This is a genomic window from Mesorhizobium sp. M6A.T.Cr.TU.017.01.1.1 (assembly GCF_004023115.1).
GTDB classification, from domain to species: domain Bacteria; phylum Pseudomonadota; class Alphaproteobacteria; order Rhizobiales; family Rhizobiaceae; genus Mesorhizobium; species Mesorhizobium mediterraneum.
Genome location: NZ_RZTA01000048.1, coordinates 19,177 through 40,884, shown reverse-complemented (window position 1 = coordinate 40,884; position 21,708 = coordinate 19,177). Strand labels below are relative to the sequence as shown.

Here is a 21,708-nt window from a genome sequence, read left to right as displayed (position 1 = left end):
GGGCGGGGAAAGGAAACCGCCGAGAGAGGCATGAGGCCCGCCGGCGTGCCCGCCTGTCTCGGCTGCCATGGAAGACAGGACCGCAGTCGGTTCTATCCCTCCCTCGCCGGCCAGCCTGAGCGCTACATCACGGCGCAGCTTGGGCTGTTCAGGGCCGGAAAGCGTGGCGGAACGCGCTTCGGCCATCTCATGGCCAATGCCGCGAAGGGTCTGACGGATGACGACATCCGCGCGCTTGCGGCCTATTTCTCGCTATCGGCCGCTCCGTCCGCAACCGGAACGCGATAAGCGCGTTTGCGTTCTTTCGACATTCCGAGGTTCTGGTGAAAAAGTTGCTTACCGCCGTTCTCGTGCTGATCGTTCTTTTCGTCGTCGCCGGCGGAGCGGTCTTCTTGCTGTCCCGCGAAGAGGCGACAGTTCCGATCGCGGAGGGCTATGGCCCCAACCCGACCCTGCCGGAGCCCAATCAGACCTGGCTGCCGACCGTCCATGTCGCCAAGGCCGCGCCGTGGCCGCAAGGCACGAAGCCGACCGCGGCCCAGGGATTTGCAGTCAACGAGTTTGCCGGTGGGCTCGACCATCCGCGCTGGCTGCACGTGCTGCCGAACGGCGATGTGCTGGTGGCGGAGAGCAATGCGCCGCCCAAGCCGGACGAGGGCTTTAACACACGCAGCATACGCGGCTTCCTCATTGATAGCATACGCAGCATACGCCACTTTTTCATAGACCTCTTCCAGAGCCAGGCTGGCGCGGAAACGTCTAGCGCCAATCGCATCTCGCTGCTGCGCGATCAGGATGGCGACGGCGTGGCAGAAACCAAAACGGCCTTCCTCACTGGTCTGTTCTCGCCATTCGGCATGACCCTGCTCAATGGCAAGCTCTACGTCGCCAATGCCAATGCAATTGTGGCTTTTCCCTACCAGGAGGGCGCGACCGAGATCACCGCACCGGCGGAGAAGATCGTCGACCTGCCTGCGGGGAGGAACCACCACTGGACCAAGGACGTGACCGCCTCGCAGGACGGGACGAAGCTCTATGCAACGGTCGGATCCAATTCCAATGTCGGCGAGAACGGCTTGGAGGAAGAGGAGAGCCGCGCCGCCGTGCTGGAGATCGATCTCGCCTCGAAACAGACGCGTCTCTTCGCCTCCGGGCTGCGCAATCCCAACGGCCTGTCCTGGAATCCGGAAAGCGGCGAGCTTTGGGCCGTCGTCAACGAGCGCGACGAGATCGGTAGCGACCTCGTGCCGGACTACATGACCTCGGTGAAGGATGGCGGCTTCTACGGCTGGCCTTACAGCTACTACGGCCAGCATGTCGATGATCGCGTCGAGCCGCAGCGGCCCGACCTCGTCGCCAAGGCGATCAAGCCGGACTATGCGCTCGGGGCGCACACGGCTTCATTGGGACTGACCTTCAACACGGGCGACCTGTTCGGTCCTCAATACAGGAATGGCGCCTTCGTCGGGCAACACGGCTCGTGGAATCGCAAGCCGCACAGCGGCTACACGGTGATTTTCGTGCCGTTTACCGGTGGCAAGCCCTCTGGCCCGCCTCAAGACATCCTCACCGGCTTCCTGAGCCAGGACGACAAGGCTTTCGGCCGTCCTGTGGGGGTGGCGATAGACCGGCGCGGCGCCCTGCTTGTGGCGGATGATGTCGGCAATAAGGTCTGGCGGGTCGTTCCATCGCAGGCACAATCGGCACTTTGAGCGGTTCGTGCTGCCGGCGACCTGATGAGGCTGGCGCAATCAAGCCGAAATCAAGGTGTCGGTACCACCCCGCGCCCGCGTACATGCCGGACCGTCTGACGCATACGATCGGCAAGAAAAGCGAGCTGGCCTTGCGCCGTGCGCGTCCCAAGAACGGATTGTAGGATAACACCCTGCGTTGCGAACTTGTTCTTGAAGGACTCTGCGCCACAGAGGAAATCGACCATGCCCAAGCCATGATCGATCGACCACTGTATGTAGTCCATGATCAGGATTATGCCCGGCGACGCTCGGCTGAAATCCGGATCGAAGGTGGTCACAAACGCCATCATGACCTGGTGCTGGACGAAGTTGATCGAGACTGCGACCATCACGCCATCGCATTCAAGCACGAAAATGTGCAGCAAGCCGGCGCGCGCCAGCGCGTCGACGAGTGCGGCGAGCACTGGCGTTCCCTCCTCGAAAAGTTGGGATTCACGCGTGTGCTGCACCAGCCATCTGCGCTTCAGGGCAGCGAGCCGCTCCAATACCGGCTGCAGCGGCTCATCGGGCGCAAGCAAGCGAAATTTCACTTTCCCGGTTTCTTCCAATGCCTTGATGCCTCGCCGATAGTTCTGGCGTGTCTTTTTGGACTGGTCCTCGAACCATGCCGCTCCGCTCTTCCACGGTCCGGCGACGCGATAACTGACTTCCTCCCTGTGATTGGGGCGAAGCCTGATGCCGCGTGAGACATCCGGAGTGAAAATTTTGCGCGCCGCCGCACCCGGCAAAAGACGATTGAGAAAGGCAAGATCGAAGCCGCCGGCGTCACATATCTGGGCCCATACGCCCTGCAGGGCCGATAATGAGCATTCCGGAGCAATGAGAATATCCCCGTAATCGGTATAGCTGTTGGCCGCCCATTCAAGAAACCGCAGGCCTTTGCGCTTGCCGATCGCCAGGGGAACGATGGCAACGAGCCTGTCACCGTTCCAGACCAGGCCGATCCGCAGCGCGCGTTGGTCACGGTCCGCTACAGTATTCCACCATGCCGAAACCCAGGCATGACTCTGAAAGATCAGCGCATCGGTGCGATGCCAAAGATGCATCCAATCGGCTTCGACCGCAGCCAGGCGTTCCGCCGAACGGACAACTTCCAGGCGCTCTGCGCTCGAAGCGTCAATCGAAACAATGGTGTTCATGAAGGGGAACGATCCTGTGGCTGTGCGATGACATCGGGACGCCTGTGGAACAGTCTGATAACATGCCCTCCCATCTTCTTGAGCGGCAGGATGTAAAGCCCAAAGAGCGATTGATAGTCGCGCACATCGCGATCTATCAGGCCAAATTTGAGGTCTTCCTCCGGATCCGGGACAAACTGCGTTCCGAAGAGGCGGTCCCAGAACGAAAAAAGCAGGCCAAAATTCTTGTCATAGTGGCGAGGGTCGATGCTGTGGTGCACCTGATGCCAGTGCGGGCACAAGATGATGTTGTTCAACGGGCCGAAGGAAATCTTGAAGTGTGTATGGCGAACAAAGTCCATCATCAGGATGTTGCGGATGACATAGACGTTGATGCCGAAGATAGCGATCTCCACCGGATCGAGCGCGATCAGGCTCCAGATGCCGAAGCAGATCCCCGGGATGACGCCATCCCACATACGATTCATCAGATCGTCCAGCGGATGAACCCGATCCTTGGTGATTCCCACCATCACTTCGGCCGAATGATGCACCTTGTGCAATTCCCACAGGAACGGGAAGTGGTGCTGGGCGACATGGTAGAGATAATATGAGATATCGTAGGCGATCAGCATGGTTGCGGTGAAGATGACGATCGTCACCGGTCCGGCCGGGCCGCCGATGAGCGGCGCCTGGATGTCGAACAGCCAGCCGATTGCCTGGTGTGTCCCATAGCCAACTGCAGCAACGAAGGTGACGCCGGCAGGGATGAGCAGAAAAGGCATCATCAGCCGTTTCGTGACCCAAAATAGGACATCGGCGCGCGCCGACGGGTGTAGAATGACTTCCGCCGGGAACGCGAAATCGAAAAAGTCCCTGAAGGATTTATGCTCGACAGTTCGCCAGTAAGCGACCACCGCGCTCCCCAGTGCCGTGAGAAAAAGCAGGCCGAGCGTCAGCAGATTGAGGTTCGAAAGCTTTTCCACAACCACTCTGGCGAATTCAGAAAACATCGGTGCAGTGGCTCCTGGGCCGTGAGATGGCGATCCGGCGAATTGCGAAGCAAAAAGCTTGCCAAACCCACTGCATGTTGCCTGCAACCAGGCGGCTATTGCGGCTGCAACGAGCAAAGCATGCCGGATTTGCGCCAAACTAGCAGATCAACCGTAACAAAACGCTAAATGTCCGAACGTAATTAATCTCGAATACGGCCGGAACAACGGATAGGCCGTTCTGCTGCGGCGCCGGTCGCTATCTTTGCGACGGGGAGATTGGCGCGAGGTGGATCTTGATTCCATCTTCGCCCACTTCGCCACGCCAGGCGATGCGTTCGGCTGGCTGCCTGGCGCCAAAACGCGGTGAAACCCAGCCGCCCTGCCCCGGTGCGTCGCCGCCGGCGCGGATTTCGACCGCAGCGTCAGGAAACCGGATGGCCATCAGCGGCTCATCGCCACGCAATACCGTGACCGTGCTTGCTTGTTGGTTGGCACTGAGGCCGGCTGCAAGTTGGAAGACGACCTCGGCCACGCGCCTGCCGCCGAGCAGTTGGTCGGCCACGAGAATGCCGTCGGCCTGTTGCGTCACGGTGCGCTGGTGGACGACGCCGAAGCGGCTTCTATACCCGTCATGCCGGGCGCGCAGCTTCCAGTGGGTTCCCGGCTCGCTGTCCATCAATGTCGCAACCGCCTTGTGCGACCAGTTAAACTCCCCGGCGATAATGCTTTGGCTTTTGCCCTCGATATTCAGTGTGTTGTGCGCCGGTGTCGAGCGGAACCAGTCGCGCCAGACGCCCCCCGAGCCATAGAGCCAGGTGCCGGGGTCGACCAGCACCGGCTCGCCATCGATGCACAAAGTGAGCGACAGCGCGTCGGCATGGCCGTGAGCCGCGATCGAGAGATAGCCGAGCGGGCCGTGGTCGAATGTCAGATCGATGCTGCGGCCATTCATCTCGCCGCGCCAGACGGAGAGCCCGCCTTGCGTGAACGTTTGCAGCCCGTGTGGAACCGGTGCCGGTTCGGACGGCGTGCCAAAGAAAAGCGCACGAAAATCGTCTGGCTTCGACGCGTCGCCCGGCATCCGCAGAAAACCATGGATGGCGGCGGCGACGGATTGGACATAGCCCGGCTCGTCCCCGAGCGTCAGCACGCGACCTTCGTCGTTGTCGCCAAAGCCGGCGGCTGGCGGGAGCCAGCCGACGAAATTGGCAAATGCGGCCAGACGCGCTTCGACGGGCGAGGGAAACGGCGCCCCGCCCTGGCGTGCCGCAGCGGCGCACAGCAAGATGAGTTCGGCCGTGAAGGCGGCGTAGGTCGGGGTCTGCTCGGCACCGGCGCCATCGGCGAGAATCTGCTTGCGCGTCTCGGCCAGGAGGGCTCCGCGTGCAGCGTCGGCCTCGGTCCCCAACGCCAGGCCGATCAGATACTCGCCAGCCAGTTCTGCGACGAGATGGTTGTTGGCGGAGGAAAACCGGGAGGGAAACCGCGGCAGCCAATAGGCGCTTGCCGCCAGGATTTCACCCACTTGCTGCCGTGTCGCCGCGCCCAGTCGGTCGCCGACGAGGTCCAGGGTGACAATCAGGCTGATGGCTCGCAGCGCGACTTCGATGCCGGAAGCCCAGCCACCCCCCCGAAACGGGGGGTTGGCTGAATGCCAACTGTCGATCGCCGCCTCGATGGCCATTCGGGACTCATCGTCGCCGGCGAGAAGCAGGTGGGCGGCAAGTGGCGGCAACTGCTGCAGCCGATTGATCTCCCAAACATATTTTACATCGCCACGGTCGCCACCATCGCGAAAATCGATATCGAAAGTATGGCTCTCGGGACCCGGCCAAAGCCTGCCGGTTACCGGATCAAGGCGCCAAAGCTCGGGAGGAAACAGCCGATCGCGGTCGCGCGGCGGCCATGTCCGCCCGAGTGCGGAAAACTGGCCCCCAAGCGTTTTTTGCGCCGCCGCCGCTATGGCTTGCCGTTGTGCCGGCGTCGCAGCCAGCGCAGCATCGCGCCACCCAGGCAGCACCGCGTGCAATTGGGGCGAAGCATAACGCTCCCAGCCGTCGTCGCGGCGGCGCGAAGCGATCCTTCGACGCTGCTCGCCCAGCCGGTGCAACACCTCGGCCGGCTCCATGCTGCGCAACCGGTTGATGTACCAGCCGATTCTCATACGCGCTCCGCCAAGGTTTCGATTCTTATATACCATGCTGTCGAAAAGCCGCGCGACGGCAATCCTCCTTTTCCGATCGTGCGGTTAATATCTCAGACCATGATGCGGAGAGTGGCGATGATAAGGATTGCATGTGTTGCAGCGTGGGTGCTCGGCATGGCGATAGCCGCCGACGCTGCGCCGATCCCACTTCAGCGCGGCGTTGGCGTGCATGGATGGCTCAACTGGTCGCCGATAGAGGATGATGGATCCTACCGTTGGCCGCCCTATCGCAGCGAGAAGGAGTGGCGCGCCGGAGATAGGCCGCTCGCCAACTGGCGTGATGGCGAGGCGTTTGCAAGCATTCGATCGATGGGCTTCGACTTCGTCCGGCTGAGTGTCGACCCCGGCCCTCTGCTTGCCAGCGAGGGCGCCAAGCGGCAGCAGGCGCTGGACATACTTGCCGCCGCGGTCGAGCGGGTCACGTCGGCCGGCCTCAAGGTGGTTTTCGACCTGCACGGCGTCACCCAGGTTCCGGCCTACAGCATGGAGATGATCTATGACGGTGCCGACAGCGGGGGCGTTGCCAGCTACCGCGAAATGGTCGTGTCGGTCGCCACCATGCTGGTCAAGCTTGGCACCGACAAGGTAGCGCTCGAGCCTTATAACGAGCCGGCATACTACCCCTGCGATTCGAGCGGGAGCGATGACTGGCAGCGGATCATGGCGGGCACGGTCCGCGACATTCGCGCAGTCAGCAGCGAGCTCACCATCGTCGCGACGGGCGCCTGTGGCGGCAGCATTGCCGGACTGGTCAATCTCACCCCGGGCTTTGACGACCCGAACCTCTACTACAGCTTCCACATGTATGAGCCCCACAGTTTCACGCATCAGCGGTCCGACGGGACAGACGCCTTCGCCTCGGGCCTTCCCTGGCCGGCCGACAGCAGCACGCCTGAAGTGGTGACCGAAACCCTTAAGGCGCAGATGGACGCTGCCGGCTTGAGCCCGGTCGAGCAGGTGATGAACATGGTAGCGGCGCGTGAAGCAATCGCCCGATATTTCGAGCAGAATTGGGGCCCAAGCCAACTCGAGGCGAGCTTCCGTCAGGCGGTCGACTGGGCCGAGGCCCATGGCATTCCTAGCCGACGGCTCTTCATGGGCGAATTCGGCGTCATCCTCATGTCTGCGGACGGCCGCATGGGCGCGTTCGACGCTGACCGTCTGCGCTATCTCAAGGCGGTGCGCCAGCAGGCGGAACGCTTTGCGATACCATGGTCTGTCTGGGAATTCTCCAATCCCTATGGAATGACCGTCATCCGGCAAGAAGGGCCTGCGGTCCCGGACTCCGAGATGTTGCGGGCACTGGGCCTGCCATAGCTGCTGTCACCTCCGCGGTGAACCAGCCGGGCAGCAAACGCCAATCCTCTCCCTGCCACTTTGGGCCGGGATCGGCCTGGCTTCGTTAAACCGTCTTGCCGCCTTCGGCCGCAACCGCCGGTGGCACTTCATCCGGAACGGGCAGAGCTTCATCGAACCGATCAAGCTCAGCTTCACCACCTTGCGGCCTTTTTCCGCGCGATCCGGTTTGTCAGCAACCAAGTGTTTAATACATTCGTCGTAAATAGCGCCGCAAATACGCGCTCACCCAAGGGAAAGAAAATGTGTGGAATTGGCGGCTGGGTAGGGCCGAGGGTTGAGAATCCACAAGATCGGGCCGCCAGAATGTCCAACGCATTGCGGCATCGTGGTCCCGATGCCGAAGGTACCGAGTTCTTGGACTTGAACACCGGCGAGAACCAATTGGCATTGGTGCATCGCCGCCTGGCGATTATTGACCTAAATGCTGATTCTAACCAGCCGATGCATGTCGACGACGGCCGCCTCAGAATTATTTTCAACGGCGAAATATACAACTATATCGAGCTGCGCCAGGAACTGATCGGCCTCGGTCATCATTTTCGAACACGCTCCGATACTGAGGTGCTGCTCAGAGCTTATGATCAGTGGCACTTGTCCATGTTTGACCGATTGAGCGGCATGTTCGCTTTCGCGCTCTGGGATGCTCAGAGGCAGGAATTGATCCTCGGCCGGGATCTCTTCGGCAAAAAGCCCCTTTACCTCATGCAAAGTGGAAAATTGCTGTCGTTTGCCTCAGAGATCAATGCGTTGTTGTCGTCGCAGCCAGATGCGCAACAGCTCGATTTGGACGCTGTGCACGAGTATCTGCGCTGGCGTTATGTGCCTGGACCGCGCACGCTTTTCAAACAAATCCGCAAACTCAACCCCGGAAGCTATGCTGTTTGGTCGCAAGGGACAGTGACGGAAACGCGCTATTATACGCCTCCAGATCAAACCGATCTGACCGAGGATATCGACGAAGAAACCGCCAAGCGACGATTTCTGGAACTGCTCGACCATTCCGTCGAGATCAGAATGCGCAGCGATGCACCCTTTGGCGCCTTTCTCTCCGGAGGGCTCGACTCGTCGGCGATCGTCGCCCTGATGACCAAGCACAGCGACAAGCCCATTCGTACATTTTCGGTCGGTTTCAGCGAGCCGGCTTACAGTGAGCTCCCATTCGCCCGACGCGTCGCCAATCATTTCAAGACTGATCATTGCGAGCTGGTCATTGAAGCGGACGACCTGATCGACCACCTGCCCAAGTTGATTCGCCATTTGGGGGCGCCTGTTTCACAAAGTTCGGACATTCCAATTTACCTGATGTCGGAGCGGGCCTCGCAGGACGTCAAGATGGTGCTCACAGGCGAAGGGGCAGACGAGATTCTCGGCGGGTATCCCAAACATCGCGCAGAATCACTGGCTGGAATCTACCGGTCGCTCGTTCCAGCCTTGCTCCACGACAACCTCCTCGCCCCTTTGATACGCGCGATGCCTGGCGCAACGGCCAAATTCGATACATTTGCCCGAAGCGCGGGTGAAAGGGACTTTGCCACCCGGATGATCTCCTGGTTTGGGGCCATGACAGCACGGGAACACCATCGCCTCATTGGTGCGCCGGCCAGTTGCCGCAGTGGACGCAACAACTTCCCGTTCTCCTCAAGCGCGACGGCGTCCCACCTTCGCCGCGCGCTGTTTTTCGATCAGACATCGTGGTTGCCCGACAATCTCTTGGAACGAGGCGACCGGATGATGATGGCCGGTTCAATCGAAGGAAGAATGCCATTCCTCGATCGCAATCTGGTTGCGTTCGTCAGCACATTGCCCGATCGCTACAAGGTGGGTTGGCGGAAGGGTAAGCTGATCTTGCGCAACAGTATGGCCAACATGCTTCCTGAGGAAATTCTCAACCGCCGCAAGATCGGGTTCAAGGTGCCCGTCGCCGAATGGTTTCGCGGCTCGATGAGGAACTACGTGCACGACCATCTTTGCTCCTCTCAGTCCGTCATTCGCAGCTATTTGAACGCAAAACACCTTGATCAAATTGTCTCGGAGCACACCAAGGGGGCGGCAGACCACGAAAAGCTGATATGGGCGCTGTTGAATTTGGAGATATTCCACCGCGAGTTCGCGCTTGGAGCGCCGCAGTGACGCCAATGGGATCGATGTCGCGCTCAACCCTCAGCAGCTCGTCATAAGGTCACCTTCCGCAAGCATGGCGCGCACGCTAAGCGTCCATGCATACGACAGCGTCAGCGCTTGACCGATTGAGCCTTTAACGCCACCGACCTCCAGACGTCGCAAATCGCGCCGACAAACGGTGCGAGATCAAGCCGTTCCCGATGCACGGCCATCGCGGCAGCGCCAAGCCTGGCTCTCAATGCCGGATTTTCGACCAGCCGTGTCAGCGCATCGGTCAACGCCGCAACATCGCCGGGCGGCACCAGCAATCCGGATTGCTCGTTGGTGATGATATCCTCCACGGCGCCGACAGGCGTCGTCACCACTGCGAGGCCTGCGGCCATGCCTTCGATGACCGAGACCGGCAGGTTTTCGGCAAAGGAGGGCAGCACCAGAATGTCCGCCGAAGCGATCAGCGATGCGACCTCGTCAGGCCCGACCCAGCCAGGAAAGGTAACGCGCTCGGCAAGGCCCAGTTCGGCCGTTCTCATCCGCGCCGCCTCGACGTCGCCATCGCCGGCGATCGTGGCGCGCCAACCCTCGATCGGTTTCATGCGGTGCAGCGCATCGATCAATTGCGGCACGCCCTTGCGGTCGCCGATGCGACCAAGGAACAGGATATGCGCATCGCCGCCGCCGCCGACATGCGCCAAGGTGGGAACCGCGGTGGCATTGGGAACGATGACAATATTGCCGGCCGCCCCCGGTGCCCGACTGGCGACGAAGTCGCGCCAAAGCCCGCCCAAGACGATCACCCGACCGGCATGCTCGAACAGAGCTTCGATGCGGCGGCTCATGAAACTCCGATCGTCTTTCCAGAATGTCTCGTACTGCGCCCCGTGCAAATGCAGGACATAAGGTATCGACAGCAGCCGTGCGCAGGCGGCGATCACCATCTTGCGATAGGTGCTGCCGGAGACTGATATATTGATGTGGATGACATCGGCACGCTTGGCCAAACGCGCCGCGAGCATCCGCAAGCAAAAGTCAAACATATAGAAGATCGAAAGCCCGACATGCCCCGGGCCGCGGCTGGCAAGGAAGCGTACATCGATGTCGGCGATCTCCTGCCGCTCGAACTCGTGCTTCAGCGCCCCCATGATGCGGTCGATGCCTCCCTGCCCCGAAACGCCCGAGGGCGTTGCGACAAGGACATGCACTTTTCGATTGTGAACCAGACGCTGCAACATGACTCCATTTCGGAACTACAAAGCAAAGGTTTCAAACTAGGTTTACGACAAATCCGTTAGTTCAAACTGAATCTGTTCACCCTTTGCCGTCATCGCGCTGGATTTTCCGCCGGTCGACGGTTAATCGAGGGTGAATTTCCGGGGAAAACCCTTTGCTGCTCCGCTCCACGCTCATCTATGCCCCGGCGATCCTGCTGACGAGGATCTCCGCGCTGCTCCTGCTGGTCATCGTGACGCGGTTGATCGACCAGACCGAGTATGGCCTGCTGACCCTGGTGGTGACCGTCGGCGAAATGACCGACGTTGCCGTTACCAACTGGCTGCGCATAGCGTTACTCAGGCTTGGCGGCAAAGGCGACATCAGCCGCGGCAGCCTGATGCTGGCCGGGCGGGTGTTGCTTGCCAGCACGGCGCTGGCGCTGATTATATCCGTGGTCGCCTCGGCAGTGGTCGTGCCGGAGCGCTGGGTCGAGTTCGCGATCGCCGTCTGCAGCTACCTGATTGCCGGTTCCATCGGCCGCTTCGCGTTGACGGTGCTGCAGATGCAGCAGCGTCATTCGGTCTATTCGATGCTTGAGTTCCTGCGCGCCGTGCTGCAACTCGCGCTGCCGATAGGCGCCGTCGTCCTGTTTCAGGATTCCTTTCTGACGGTATCGCTCGGCTCGAGCCTCGGCGTTTTAATCGCCGGCATCGTGGCGGGCATTATGGCATCGCGACGTGTCGTTGCCGGCCCGCCACGCTTCACCCAGAGGGAGTTCTTCGTCCTCGGTGTGCCCCTGGTCATCATGGCGCTGGTTGGCTTCGGCCTGCACAGCGCAGAGCGTGTGTTCCTCAAGATCTATTACGATGCCGGCGCAGTGGCGATCTTCGCCGCAGCCTATGCACTGGCCCGCCAGCCGATCGATATGGTCGCCAACTCCATCAACATGGGCGCCTTTCCCGAGGTGGTCAGCCGGTTCGACGACGACGGGCCTGCGGCATCGGGCCGGCTGCTGTCGCAATTGATGGCCTTGATGATCCGCCTTTGCCTGCCGGTTGCTGCTATGCTGGTCGCACTCAGCAGCGACATCACGCAGCTCCTGCTGCCCTCGCAATATCACGGCCGCTTCGGCCTGCTCTTTCCGATCATCGCCTTCAGCGTGCTGTGTGCCAACCTCGCGAGCTTCGTCTATGGCACAGTGGTGCACGCGCACAAGCGGCCGTGGCTGCTGATCATCGCCAATTCCTTCGGCTCGGTGGCGACAATCGCACTGTCTGTGCTGTTGATCCCGCCGATGGCGGAGGTCGGTGCTGCTTTGGCGCTGGCGGGCGGATCGCTGGTCGGTCTTGTTGCCTGCATCATCATCAGCGAACGGCTGACGCCGGTGCCGGTGCCATGGCGCGACATCGGCATGTCGATCGTCATCTCGCTCAGCACCGGGCTGGCCGCCAGCCTTGCCAGCGCTGTACTCGGCGATGCGCCGGCCATCTTCTCGCTCGCCGCGGGCGGTACCGCTGGCGCAGTGGTTTTCTTCGGGCTGACGTGGCTGTTTTATCCCGCCGCCGCAATGCTATTCGCAGCTAAGTTGCGGGCGCGGCTACGACTCGCATAAACCTGCGACGGCGCGCGTCGTATCGTAGTCCTGGAAAAGTGGTTCCGATTTCGGACCGGTGCTGTAGCCCAGGGCCGGTGCCCTATTTTTTTGGGGTGCTTATAGATCGACCTTTCGGCGCCCCCGACGGTCCCAGAACTCCCGGCACAGCAGCCCTGCGTAGGCAGTGTTGGTGTCGTAGTAGCGGCGCCACAAGCGTCGCGGCTCCTGTGCCACGCGAAACAACCACTCGAGACCGGCCGCTTGAATCAGTTTTGGCGCCCGGGCGACCTTGCCGCCATAGACGTCGAAACTGCCGCCCACGCCCATGACGAAACTCGGAGTGAGTTCGTCTCGATGGCGTTTGAGAAAGCGCTCCTTGCGCGGCGTCGGCATGGCCACCAACAGGCAGTCGGCGCCCGAGGCGTTGATCGCCTCGACGATGCCGGCCTCGTCTTCCGGCTTGAAATAGCCATTGCGAATGCCGGCGACGACGAGGCTCGGATGATCCTTGGCAAGTCGCCTTCCGACCGCATCGAGAACGGACTGCTCGGCACCCAGGAGGAAGGGCCTGAAGCCGCGCTTCGCGCAGAGGCTCAACAGATTGGTCATGATGTCGACGCCGGCTACCCGCTCCGGCAGCGCGACGCCGCAAAGACGCGCGCCCCAAAGCACGCCGATGCCGTCGACATTAATCACATCCGCCGTCGCAACATCCTCGCGCAGCTCGGTATTGTTGCGCATGTTCACGAGCTTGGCGACATTCACGACCACGTGGTGCAGCGGCCGCCGCAGGGTCATCGCCTCATCGGCGATGGCCAGCGTCTCGGCCATGGTCAGCGCATGGATCGGCGCGCCGAGGAACTCCCGGCGCCGTGACGCCAATAGGCGATGCTGCGCCCATACTGGATCGTGCGCGTTCATGCGGCCTCCTCTGCACCTGCAGGAAGTGCCAGGTGCTCGATCGCAGATTTCTTGCCTTCGATGCGGGCGTCAGGCTTGCGTGCCTTGCGCCAGGTCCACAGACCCCGCGTGTCGATGAGCTTCTTGTCCTTGAGCGCTTCGGGATCAACCAGATTGAACTGCCGATGGTCGACCAGCAGGACGACGATATCGCACTGGTCGATGGCGGAAAGCGCATCGGTGAAGACGATGCCCTTGCCCTCGAGCTCATGCGGCAGCCTATGTGTGTTGGGCTCAGCCGCGATGATCTTCAGGTTGGGAATATCTGACAAAAGCTTCACCACCTCGACAGCCGGGCTCTCGCGCATGTCGTCGATATTGGCTTTGAAGCTGAGGCCAAGACAGGCGATCGTCTGCTTGCGGGACGGGTCGAGCAGGGCTTCTATATCCCTGACCACCGACAAAGGACGCTCGGAATTGATCCGGCGTGCCGAGGCCATCAGCCGCGTGCTGTTAGGCGCGGCGTCGATGATGAAATACGGATCGACCGCAATGCAGTGGCCGCCAACGCCCGGGCTCGGCTGGAGGATGTTGACGCGGGGGTGCCGGTTAGCGAGATCGATCACCTCCCAGACGTTGAGCGACAGATCCTGGCACACCGCCGCAAGCTCGTTGGCAAAGGCGATATTGACGTCGCGGAACGCGTTCTCGGTCAGCTTCACCAGTTCCGCGCTTTCGGCCTTGGTCGTGAACAGGTCGCCGGCAACAAAGGTTGAATAGAGTGCCGCAGTCCGTTCCGACGACTTGCGCGACAGTCCTCCGATCGAGCGATCGTTGTTGATCAGCTCGGTAAGGACCTTTCCCGGCAACACGCGCTCAGGCGAATAGGCGACCAGGACATCGGCCTCTTCGCCATGCACGAGAGGAAATTTGAGATCGGGCCGCAGCTCGGAAAGCAGTGCCGTCATGATGCGCGTCGTGCCGACCGGCGATGTCGATTCTAGCACCACAAGGTCTCCCCGCTTCAGCACGGAGGCGATGCTTCGTGCTGCCGCGAGCACATAGCTCACATCCGGCTTGTGGTCCTCGGTCATCGGGGTCGGCACGGCGATGATAAAGGCGTCCGCCGGCTGCGGCGTGCTAAAAGCCCTGAGCTTGCCGTTGGCCACAACCTTCTGGATCAAACCATCAAGGTCCGGCTCGACGATGTGGATTTCGCCGCGATTGACCTTCTCGACCACGGCCTCGTTGACGTCGACGCCAATGACGTCGAGCCCACGACTGGCGAAGATGGCACAGGTCGGCAGGCCGATATAGCCCATGCCGATAACGGAAACGGTCTTGATCTCAGCCATGATGCAGCAGTTCCTCAACGATCCGGTTGCTGGCCCGGCCATCGCCATATGGGTTGTGTCGTTCCGCCATGCCGCGATAGGCGGCCTGATCGTCGAGCAGGCTGTTGGCATTGGACAGGATTTTTTCGATATCGGTGCCGACGAGACGGGCGGTACCTGCCGCGATCCCCTCGGGTCGCTCGGTATTCTCACGCATCACCAGCACCGGCTTGCCGAGCGAAGGCGCTTCTTCCTGCACGCCGCCGCTGTCGGTCAGCACCAGATAGCTCTGCTTCTGCAGGAACAGGAATGGCAGATAATCCTGCGGGTCGACCAGATGGATGTTCGGCACATCCCCTAGCTCTGTGTTGACCACCGAGCGCACATTGGGATTGGGATGGACAGGATAGACGATCTGCACGTCCTCGCGCACCGCCAATCGCTTCAGCGCCGCACAGATACGGTGGATGCCGCCGTCGAAATTCTCACGGCGATGACCGGTGACGAGGATCATTTTCTTGGTGGGATCGAGGAAAGGGAAACGAGTGGCGAGCTTCGCGCTCATCAACTTGTCGCCATCGATCGCGCCGGAAAAATGCAACAGCGTGTCGATCACCGTATTACCGGTCACGAAGATGGTGTTCGCAGCCTTTCCTTCGGCGATGAGATTGTCGCGCGCCTGAATGGTCGGCGCGAAATGCCATGTCGCGATATCGCCGGCAATCTTGCGGTTCAGCTCCTCCGGAAAGGGAGAGTTGATATCGTGGCTGCGCAATCCTGCCTCGATATGGGCGACCGGGATGCGCTTGTAGAAGGCAGCCAGAGCCGCAGTCATCGCCGTGGTCGTGTCGCCTTGCACCAGGACGATATCGGGCTTCGCCTTCTCCAGCACTTCGGCCATGCCCAGCAGCACGCGCGAGGTCACGTCGAACAATGTCTGGCCGGGCTGCATGATGTTGAGATCGTGATGCACCGGCAGGCCAGTCAGTTCGATGACCTGGTCGACCATCTCGCGATGCTGGCCGGTGATGCACGTCTCGGTAATAAAACCTGGATGGGCAAGCGCGGCACGCACCACCGGAAAGCATTTGAGCGCCTCCGGCCTCGTGCCGAACACGATCAGCAGTTTTTGCCTGGACGGCAGTTTTGGATGTGAAAGGACGTTCATTGCTGATCCTGGTCGCCGGAAGGCGTCGCGACCTGCTGATTATTCGCCACAAGAGCTATAATAGCGGCAGAAGCCGCCTTCGTGACCTTAAATCTTAATATATGATTAACAGCCAAGCCTGCGTTCTCCCCGGTAACTCTTATGAAAGCCTAACTCGATAGGTATCCTGGCAGAGTAGTCTTGAAAAAGAACATATTCGATTGACTAATATTTTAATTATCGACCACATCGTTGGATCTCGGCGCTGGGAAAATGAGCTTCTGGTGCGGTTGAACGCAGCTGGCCACGTGGTTTCGAGCTGCCGCGCGCCGACGCCTGCGCCGATCGCTCGCGGACTAGATAGTGTGCTGGCGATCGAGAGCCGGCGCTTCGGACCCTCGTTGGCAAGCCCCTCCGACCCGTTGCCGTCTGGCGGTTCCGGTCCAGCCGACCTCGTGATCGATCTCACCGGCACTGCCGCACGACTCGGCACGCCGGTTCTGACGCTCGAATTTTGCGGCCACAGCACCTTCCCCGCTGGTATGACCGAAATGCTGGCAAGCGGGCGATTGCCCGAACTTGCCGTTCGCCTCGATGGCGTCACGATCGCCCGCGGGCGACCGATGCTCAGCGACCGTCTCTGGCTGTCTCGCAGCTGCAACGATCTGCTGGCTGGGGCCATCTCGTTGGTTGCGCAAAGCGCCGCCCGTTTTTCCGCGGGCGAACTTGTGCCAATCGCCGATAGCCCGGCGCCGATCCTGAAGAACAGCGGTTTTATCAGGCACTATCTGCCCTTTTTCTCCAAGGGGTTGGTCGATCGCGCCGTGCAAAAACTCAGACTGGGACGGCGTCCCTTCTATTGGCAGGTTGCCTATCGGCTGATCGAAGGGCCAGGCGTCGCCGAAACCGGGCAACTCGACGGCACGCCATTCACCGTCCTCCCGGACGATGGCCAGCGATTCTACGCCGATCCATTCGTCATCGAGCGCGATGGCCGCCACTATCTGTTTGTCGAGGAATTTCCCTATGCCACCGGTCGCGGCGTGATTTCTGTCGCCGAGCTGGGTGACGACGGCACCTTCGGTGTGCCGAGGGTTGTGTTGGAGGAAGCGCACCATCTGTCGTATCCGCAGGTGTTCGCTCACGCCGGCGAGATTTTCATGATCCCTGAAAGTGGAGCGGCGCGCGAACTCGTGCTCTACCGTGCCGCGCAGTTTCCAGATCGCTGGGTACGCGACACCGTGCTGATGACGGACAAGGATTTCAATGACGCCACGCTGCTCGAATCGGATGGGCGCTTCTGGCTGTTCGGGACGGAGCGGTTCGGTTATGGCAGCGCGTCGGATACGATGACGGTCTATTCCGCGCGCTCGCTGCGCGGGCCGTGGATTGGACATGCGCTCAACCCCGTCGCCGTCGATCACTCGGCCGCTCGACCCGGTGGCGCCTTTATCCGCTGGGGTGACGCCCCGGTGCTGCCGGTACAAAACGGGTCGAGAGCCTATGGCGGCGGCCTGGGGTTGATGCGGCTGGATCGGCTTGGCGATTTCGATGTCCGTTTTGCGCCGCCCCACCCGATCGGCCCGGGGCCGGCATGGGCCCGCGCCGGCATTCACACGCTTAACCGCGCCGGCAATGTCGAGGTTGTGGATAGCGCCGGCTGACGCGTCTGGAGCCTGCCTTATCCAAGCCGATCCAGTTTCGGCTCGGATGCAACAGCGGTCGAAGATGTGCTCTTCGGCTGATTTCTATACGGCACGTTTCTATAGGCGAGCAGCAACACCACGATAGTCGTGATATCCGGCGCTTTTGACGAGAGCGCGTTGTTCGACAGCGCAGCAAGCAGGAACGTCATGGTGCCGATCCATGCCGGCAGCGGCGCCGCGCGCAGCAGCCGAAAAATGAACCAGAATACCAGCACGATAAAGAGCACGGCTATCGGCAAGCCGAAGAGCATGATGATGACCACCGGCGCGCTCTCGATATAGGGCAGATGCAGCTTCTCGTTGACGATCGCCAGGAGGGCGTCGACGTTCATGCCAAACAGGATGTCTTTCCAGCTAACAAGTCCGAATATCTGGTAGATCGTCACCCGCGCCATGAAATTCTCGTCAAAGATCGTGTTGCCGAATCGATTCAGCAGCCCGCCCGAAAACAGTATGGCCACCAGCGCTGCGCCGCCCGCCAGGGCGAACAGCAGCACGACGGACTTGGCCTGCCGCTGGTGCTTTAGCGTCAGGCGCGGCCAAGGCACGAACATCAGCAGAATGAGGGTTTCTCCGGCAGCGAGCATCAGGGCGGCGCGGGCGCCTGACGCAGCACAACCGACGAGCAACACGAGAATCGATGCCACCCGCACCCATATGCGCCAGCGCGTCAGCGGTACGAATCCGATGGCTGTGGCGCAGAGCGCGCCTAGTGCCAGCGGGTGCGCCGATAGGCCGATTGGCCTGAATTGCAGTTCGTTGAGACCGTAAGGCATAAATCGATGTTGAGTCACCGCTTCGATCGTGCCGAGCACAGCGCTGAGGATCACCATTCCAAGCACTACGTCGCCCAACGCCCGCCGCACTTCCGCGTTCAAGGCCAGCATCAAAAGGCCTGCGGCGCCCGCCACCAGATAAGTATCGATGATGAACCCGGAGGAGCCCGCACGGCCGGTGATGAACAGATACGGCACCAGCGCGAACATCAGCGCAGAATAGAGCATTAAAGCCTTGAATATTCCAATTTCGTCGCCCTGCAGCAGGAACGGTCGGCTGAAAAGAACGATAGGAAGCAGCAGAAAGATAGCATAGGTGCCGAAATGCAGTTTCTCGTAGAATGAGCCACCGTCGGCCGTATAGTCGACGACCATGTTCATAATCTGCGGTGACACCGTGAGGCGGAGTAGGAACGCAAACGCCGCGCATAGGAAGAACAGAACCGACAGCGCGTTCTGACGGCGCGCCTGGCTGGACATCAATCGTTCCGAAGCGGCAGCGGGATAGCTCATGTCCGATCCAAGTGGCGGTATTCAAACGGCATTCTGACCAACGAGATCCATTCAAGGGATCGCCGAACGGCCGCGGCGCGTGAATAGGCAAAATATGCCAACTTGGAAAATGAGATGTTAACGATCTTTCTGTAGTGCTGGCCCGCATAGCGAATAACCAGAGTTAGCACCATGTCCGCCGCTTCCGACACACCCCTTCCCTCTGTGGCGGATTCCGACATCAGCGCACTCGAGCGGATCGCCAATGCGCGGCGCGCCAGCAGGGCAAGGCTGCAACAGGATGCCCCAGTCATGGCACGCACCTCCGCCCCTGTCACTCCGCACACGCCCGAGCCTGTCCCGACGGTGACGCTTGATAAGATCGGCGATTTCCTTGAGCTCGATTTTCGACGCCTGTTTGTCTGGCTGCGTGCCGGGCTCGCCGTGGCCTGCATGCTGGCAGTGGCCGGCGGCGTTATCGGCGCCGCCTATGGGCTGCTGAGCAAACAGCGTTATACCGTTGCAACGGAAATCCTCATCAATCCTGCCAATTTGCAGGTTGTGGAAAACGACCTCTACTCGCAACCGGGCCAGGTCGATAGCCAAATTCTCAACGCGCGCAGCAAGCAGCGCATCTTGACCTCGGGCAACGTGCTTGCACGTGTGGTGGACGAACTCGGTCTAGCCAACGATCCGGAGTTTTTCGACCCGGACCAGAGTGCCTCCACGTCTGGTGTTGGAGCGAGTGGCGGCAAGTCCGATCCGAAGCTTGTCGCCCAGAAGAGCCTGGCTGAGCGGGTCGATGTGACTGCAGATGAAACGTCGTTCGTCACGACCCTCTCGGTATCGGCGGAAACCACCAGCAAGGCGATCCTGATCTCGCAAGCCATAGTGAAGGCTTTCCAGGAAGAACTGGCCAAGGCCGAAGCTGCTGGTGCCAGCCGTGCCGCAGCTGCTCTTGACGGCCGGCTCGGCCAACTCAAGCGCGACGTGCAAGCGGCCGAAGAGAAGGTCGAGAGCTACAGGCGCAGCCACAACCTGTCCTCCAGCAATGGCCAGCTCGTCAGTTCGCAGACGATGACGCAGCTCAATAGCGAAATTGGAGAGGCGCAATCGCGCGTCATCGCTGCGCAGGCAAGTTACGACGCCTTGATTGCCTCTGGTGTCAATGGAGCCAATCCTGACCCCGCGGATTCGGCAGCACTCGCAGCGCTGCGCGACAAGGCAAACGGCCTGCGGCAGCAAATCGATTCACAATCCATGACCTTTGGTCCGCGCCACCCGACGATTGTCAGGCTCAGGACAGAATTCGAAACCGTCAGTTCTCAACTTAGGGCAGAGTTCGCCCGCACGGTCGGCACGGCAAAAGCCAACCTGGATAAGGCCAACGCCTCATTGGCTTCCCTCAGCGCCAAGATGAACGATCTGAAGAGCAATGTTTTCACGGACAGCGAGTCCCAGGTCGCCCTACGTGAGCTTGAACGGGACGCCGCCTCAAGGAGGACTATCTATGAAAGCTTCCTGTCTCGCGCGCGCCAAATCACCGAGCGCGAGCAGATCGACACCACGAACGTGCAGGTGATTTCCACCGCAGTGCCGCCAAACGGGCGCTCGTGGCCGCCCCGCACCCCCCTGATGGCAGGCCTGGGAGCTTTCGCTGGCTTTGCTCTAGGCATGCTGCTCGCCTTAGCCATGGGCATCGTGCGCGACATGCGCCAGCCGCCGAACCGACCAGGCATTGGCGTCAGCCAAGCCTGAATCCAGGCATGGCGAAGCGCATTGTTTTTCATATTGCCAGCCTCAGGGGCGGCGGCGCCGAGCGTGTCTTCGTCCTCATGGCAAACGAATTGGCGTCGCGTGGGCACGATGTCACACTCTTTACCTGGAACGCGGAAGGACCTAACGCCGCGCTGTGCTCCCCCGCCGTGCACCTGGTCGATTTCGACCTTCCTATCCGGGGCGAGGGCTACGGCAAGTGGGAGACGCTGAAAGGTATCGTGCGAAGCGCACGTTTGTTCAACCGCCTTGGTCCCCATGCGGTCTATAGCGCCCCGGAATTTGCCAATCTGGTCGTGACGCTGGCGCTTCTCCTGGCGCGAAGCCGAGCGAGGTTCTTTCCGAGCTTCCACGCGGCAGCCTCACTGCCTTCCGGCAGCCTCGGCGCGAGAATAGCGGTCTGGCTTTCCGCGCTGGTTGCAGCGCGCGCAACCAAAGCCATCGCCGTCTCAGTGGGCGTCGGCCGCGATATTGCGGCCCGCGGCTTCCCCAAATCCAAGGTTGTCGTCATCAACAACCCGCTGCCGCCGGCTGCGGCGCCCCAGGAAGATTCCTATGCCTGGCAGGCAAAGCTGGCGGCGATGGGCGATGGCCCGGTCATCGCCACCGCTGGGCGCCTGGTGCCGGTCAAGGATCATCGGACTTTGCTGCAGGCCTTCGCTATCCTGCGCGCCGGCCGCCGCGTTCGACTTGCCATCTTCGGTGAAGGTCCACTGGCCGACGAGTTGCGCGCTTATGCCCAAGAACTCGGCATAGGCGCGGATGTGCTCTTTGCTGGCTACGTCAATGATCCCGCGGCCTGTTATGCCGCAGCCGATCTGTTCGTTCTTTCCTCGACGAGCGAGGGCTTTGGCAATGTGCTGGTCGAGGCCATGGCTGCAGGTGTCCCCGTAGTCTCCACGGATGCGCCGCATGGCCCGCGCGAGATTCTGGATGACGGGCGTTTCGGCGCCTTGGTGCCGGTCGGCGATGCCGCGGCGCTGGCTAAGGCGATGGCCGAAATGCTGGACCACCCCACTTCTGCTGCCCTCCTGAAGAGCAGGGCAGCGGATTTCGAAGTTGAAAAGATCGGCGATCTATACGAAGCGCTGCTCTAGCCAGGAATTTCGCTGACGCTCTTTGATGCAGGTCAATGCCGGCATCGCCATTCGTGTCGACCGGTCAGCATCGGTGCATCGCCGTTGGCCGGCACAGGCCCGAGCAGGAAGGGTGTCAGACGCA

At 60.9% G+C, this 21,708-nt stretch carries 17 protein-coding genes; 8 read left to right on the top strand and 9 right to left on the bottom strand.

Annotated features, from left to right (window positions below; genetic code table 11):
- Together EOB36_RS17085 and EOB36_RS17080 are read left to right on the top strand one after the other, a co-directional pair.
- Positions 1 to 288 (top strand): c-type cytochrome (locus EOB36_RS17085; RefSeq protein WP_206637176.1); only part of this gene is annotated, 288 nt, incomplete at its 5' end.
- 104 nt (positions 289 to 392) lie between these two features.
- The gene (locus tag EOB36_RS17080) at positions 393 to 1,712 is read left to right on the top strand and encodes a sorbosone dehydrogenase family protein (protein ID WP_245467824.1); all 1,320 of its coding nucleotides are present in this window, start codon (positions 393 to 395) and stop codon (positions 1,710 to 1,712) included.
- A gap of 50 nt (positions 1,713 to 1,762) precedes the next feature.
- Here EOB36_RS17080 and EOB36_RS17075 read toward each other — a convergent pair whose 3' ends face one another.
- The 3 genes from EOB36_RS17075 to EOB36_RS17065 form a co-directional block, all read right to left on the bottom strand.
- Positions 1,763 to 2,893, bottom strand: coding sequence for a GNAT family N-acetyltransferase (locus EOB36_RS17075; protein WP_128285302.1), 1,131 nt, complete (start codon positions 2,891 to 2,893; stop codon positions 1,763 to 1,765).
- On the bottom strand, positions 2,890 to 3,885 hold the full coding sequence (locus tag EOB36_RS17070; RefSeq protein ID WP_128241432.1) for a sterol desaturase family protein: 996 nt from the start codon (positions 3,883 to 3,885) through the stop codon (positions 2,890 to 2,892). Before EOB36_RS17070 ends, EOB36_RS17075 begins: the two co-directional genes overlap by 4 nt.
- A 238-nt stretch (positions 3,886 to 4,123) precedes the next feature.
- Positions 4,124 to 6,031 carry a heparinase II/III-family protein gene (locus EOB36_RS17065; RefSeq protein ID WP_128285301.1) on the bottom strand — a complete coding sequence of 636 codons (1,908 nt, stop codon included), beginning with the start codon at positions 6,029 to 6,031 and terminating at the stop codon, positions 4,124 to 4,126.
- A 117-nt stretch (positions 6,032 to 6,148) separates the two neighbouring features.
- Here EOB36_RS17065 and EOB36_RS17060 point away from each other — a divergent pair, with 117 nt between their 5' ends.
- Both EOB36_RS17060 and asnB read left to right on the top strand, forming a co-directional pair.
- The gene (locus EOB36_RS17060) at positions 6,149 to 7,390 is read left to right on the top strand and encodes a cellulase family glycosylhydrolase (RefSeq protein ID WP_128285300.1); all 1,242 of its coding nucleotides are present in this window, start codon (positions 6,149 to 6,151) and stop codon (positions 7,388 to 7,390) included.
- Positions 7,391 to 7,510: 120 nt separating this feature from the next.
- Entirely contained in the window at positions 7,511 to 9,562 is a 2,052-nt protein-coding gene (gene asnB, locus EOB36_RS17055) for an asparagine synthase (glutamine-hydrolyzing) (RefSeq protein WP_245467823.1), read from the top strand.
- Positions 9,563 to 9,663: 101 nt separating this feature from the next.
- Here the strand turns inward: asnB and EOB36_RS17050 are convergent, their stop codons facing one another.
- Positions 9,664 to 10,782, bottom strand: coding sequence for a glycosyltransferase family 4 protein (locus tag EOB36_RS17050; protein ID WP_128285299.1), 1,119 nt, complete (start codon positions 10,780 to 10,782; stop codon positions 9,664 to 9,666).
- Positions 10,783 to 10,934: 152 nt separating this feature from the next.
- Here EOB36_RS17050 and EOB36_RS17045 point away from each other — a divergent pair, with 152 nt between their 5' ends.
- A complete protein-coding gene (locus tag EOB36_RS17045; protein WP_128285298.1) occupies positions 10,935 to 12,374 on the top strand; it encodes a polysaccharide biosynthesis C-terminal domain-containing protein in 1,440 nt (479 codons plus the stop codon).
- A 99-nt stretch (positions 12,375 to 12,473) separates the two neighbouring features.
- Here the strand turns inward: EOB36_RS17045 and EOB36_RS17040 are convergent, their stop codons facing one another.
- From EOB36_RS17040 to wecB, 3 genes are all read right to left on the bottom strand, one after another.
- Positions 12,474 to 13,187 (bottom strand): WecB/TagA/CpsF family glycosyltransferase, encoded by a 714-nt coding sequence (locus EOB36_RS17040; protein WP_245467822.1) that lies wholly within the window; start codon positions 13,185 to 13,187, stop codon positions 12,474 to 12,476.
- Positions 13,188 to 13,273: 86 nt separating this feature from the next.
- Positions 13,274 to 14,611, bottom strand: coding sequence for a UDP-N-acetyl-D-mannosamine dehydrogenase (gene wecC, locus EOB36_RS17035; RefSeq protein ID WP_095489077.1), 1,338 nt, complete (start codon positions 14,609 to 14,611; stop codon positions 13,274 to 13,276).
- Entirely contained in the window at positions 14,604 to 15,758 is a 1,155-nt protein-coding gene (gene wecB / locus EOB36_RS17030) for a UDP-N-acetylglucosamine 2-epimerase (non-hydrolyzing) (protein WP_127291858.1), read from the bottom strand. The genes wecC and wecB overlap by 8 nt, the downstream gene beginning before the upstream one ends.
- Before the next feature lie 263 nt (positions 15,759 to 16,021).
- Here wecB and EOB36_RS17025 point away from each other — a divergent pair, with 263 nt between their 5' ends.
- Positions 16,022 to 17,401, top strand: coding sequence for a hypothetical protein (locus tag EOB36_RS17025; protein ID WP_128285296.1), 1,380 nt, complete (start codon positions 16,022 to 16,024; stop codon positions 17,399 to 17,401).
- Between the two features lie 17 nt (positions 17,402 to 17,418).
- Here EOB36_RS17025 and EOB36_RS17020 read toward each other — a convergent pair whose 3' ends face one another.
- Together EOB36_RS17020 and EOB36_RS35190 are read right to left on the bottom strand one after the other, a co-directional pair.
- Entirely contained in the window at positions 17,419 to 18,699 is a 1,281-nt protein-coding gene (locus EOB36_RS17020; protein ID WP_245330090.1) for a VpsF family polysaccharide biosynthesis protein, read from the bottom strand.
- 29 nt (positions 18,700 to 18,728) lie between these two features.
- Positions 18,729 to 19,025: a hypothetical protein gene (locus EOB36_RS35190; RefSeq protein WP_245467821.1), complete on the bottom strand. Its 297-nt coding sequence runs from the start codon at positions 19,023 to 19,025 to the stop codon at positions 18,729 to 18,731.
- Here EOB36_RS35190 and EOB36_RS17015 point away from each other — a divergent pair.
- Together EOB36_RS17015 and EOB36_RS17010 are read left to right on the top strand one after the other, a co-directional pair.
- On the top strand, positions 19,024 to 20,469 hold the full coding sequence (locus EOB36_RS17015) for a GumC family protein (RefSeq protein WP_245467820.1): 1,446 nt from the start codon (positions 19,024 to 19,026) through the stop codon (positions 20,467 to 20,469). The genes EOB36_RS35190 and EOB36_RS17015 overlap by 2 nt on opposite strands.
- 8 nt (positions 20,470 to 20,477) lie before the next feature.
- Complete coding sequence (locus EOB36_RS17010; protein ID WP_128285294.1) at positions 20,478 to 21,584, top strand: glycosyltransferase; 1,107 nt, start codon at positions 20,478 to 20,480, stop codon at positions 21,582 to 21,584.
- Positions 21,585 to 21,708 lie beyond the last annotated feature (124 nt).

Excerpts from the sequence above, each read along its gene's own strand:
- EOB36_RS17075 (WP_128285302.1), bottom strand. The coding sequence starts at position 2,893 with ATGAACACCATTGTTTCGATTGACGCTTCGAGCGCAGAGCGCCTGGAA.
- EOB36_RS17070 (WP_128241432.1), bottom strand. The coding sequence starts at position 3,885 with ATGTTTTCTGAATTCGCCAGAGTGGTTGTGGAAAAGCTTTCGAACCTC.
- EOB36_RS17065 (WP_128285301.1), bottom strand. The coding sequence starts at position 6,031 with ATGAGAATCGGCTGGTACATCAACCGGTTGCGCAGCATGGAGCCGGCC.
- EOB36_RS17060 (WP_128285300.1), top strand. The coding sequence starts at position 6,149 with ATGATAAGGATTGCATGTGTTGCAGCGTGGGTGCTCGGCATGGCGATA.
- EOB36_RS17050 (WP_128285299.1), bottom strand. The coding sequence starts at position 10,782 with ATGTTGCAGCGTCTGGTTCACAATCGAAAAGTGCATGTCCTTGTCGCA.
- EOB36_RS17040 (WP_245467822.1), bottom strand. The coding sequence starts at position 13,187 with ATGGCCGAGACGCTGGCCATCGCCGATGAGGCGATGACCCTGCGGCGG.
- wecC (WP_095489077.1), bottom strand. The coding sequence starts at position 14,611 with ATGGCTGAGATCAAGACCGTTTCCGTTATCGGCATGGGCTATATCGGC.
- wecB (WP_127291858.1), bottom strand. The coding sequence starts at position 15,758 with ATGAACGTCCTTTCACATCCAAAACTGCCGTCCAGGCAAAAACTGCTG.
- EOB36_RS17020 (WP_245330090.1), bottom strand. The coding sequence starts at position 18,699 with ATGTCCAGCCAGGCGCGCCGTCAGAACGCGCTGTCGGTTCTGTTCTTC.
- EOB36_RS17015 (WP_245467820.1), top strand. The coding sequence starts at position 19,024 with ATGGCACGCACCTCCGCCCCTGTCACTCCGCACACGCCCGAGCCTGTC.
- EOB36_RS35190 (WP_245467821.1), bottom strand. The coding sequence starts at position 19,025 with ATGACTGGGGCATCCTGTTGCAGCCTTGCCCTGCTGGCGCGCCGCGCA.
- EOB36_RS17010 (WP_128285294.1), top strand. The coding sequence starts at position 20,478 with ATGGCGAAGCGCATTGTTTTTCATATTGCCAGCCTCAGGGGCGGCGGC.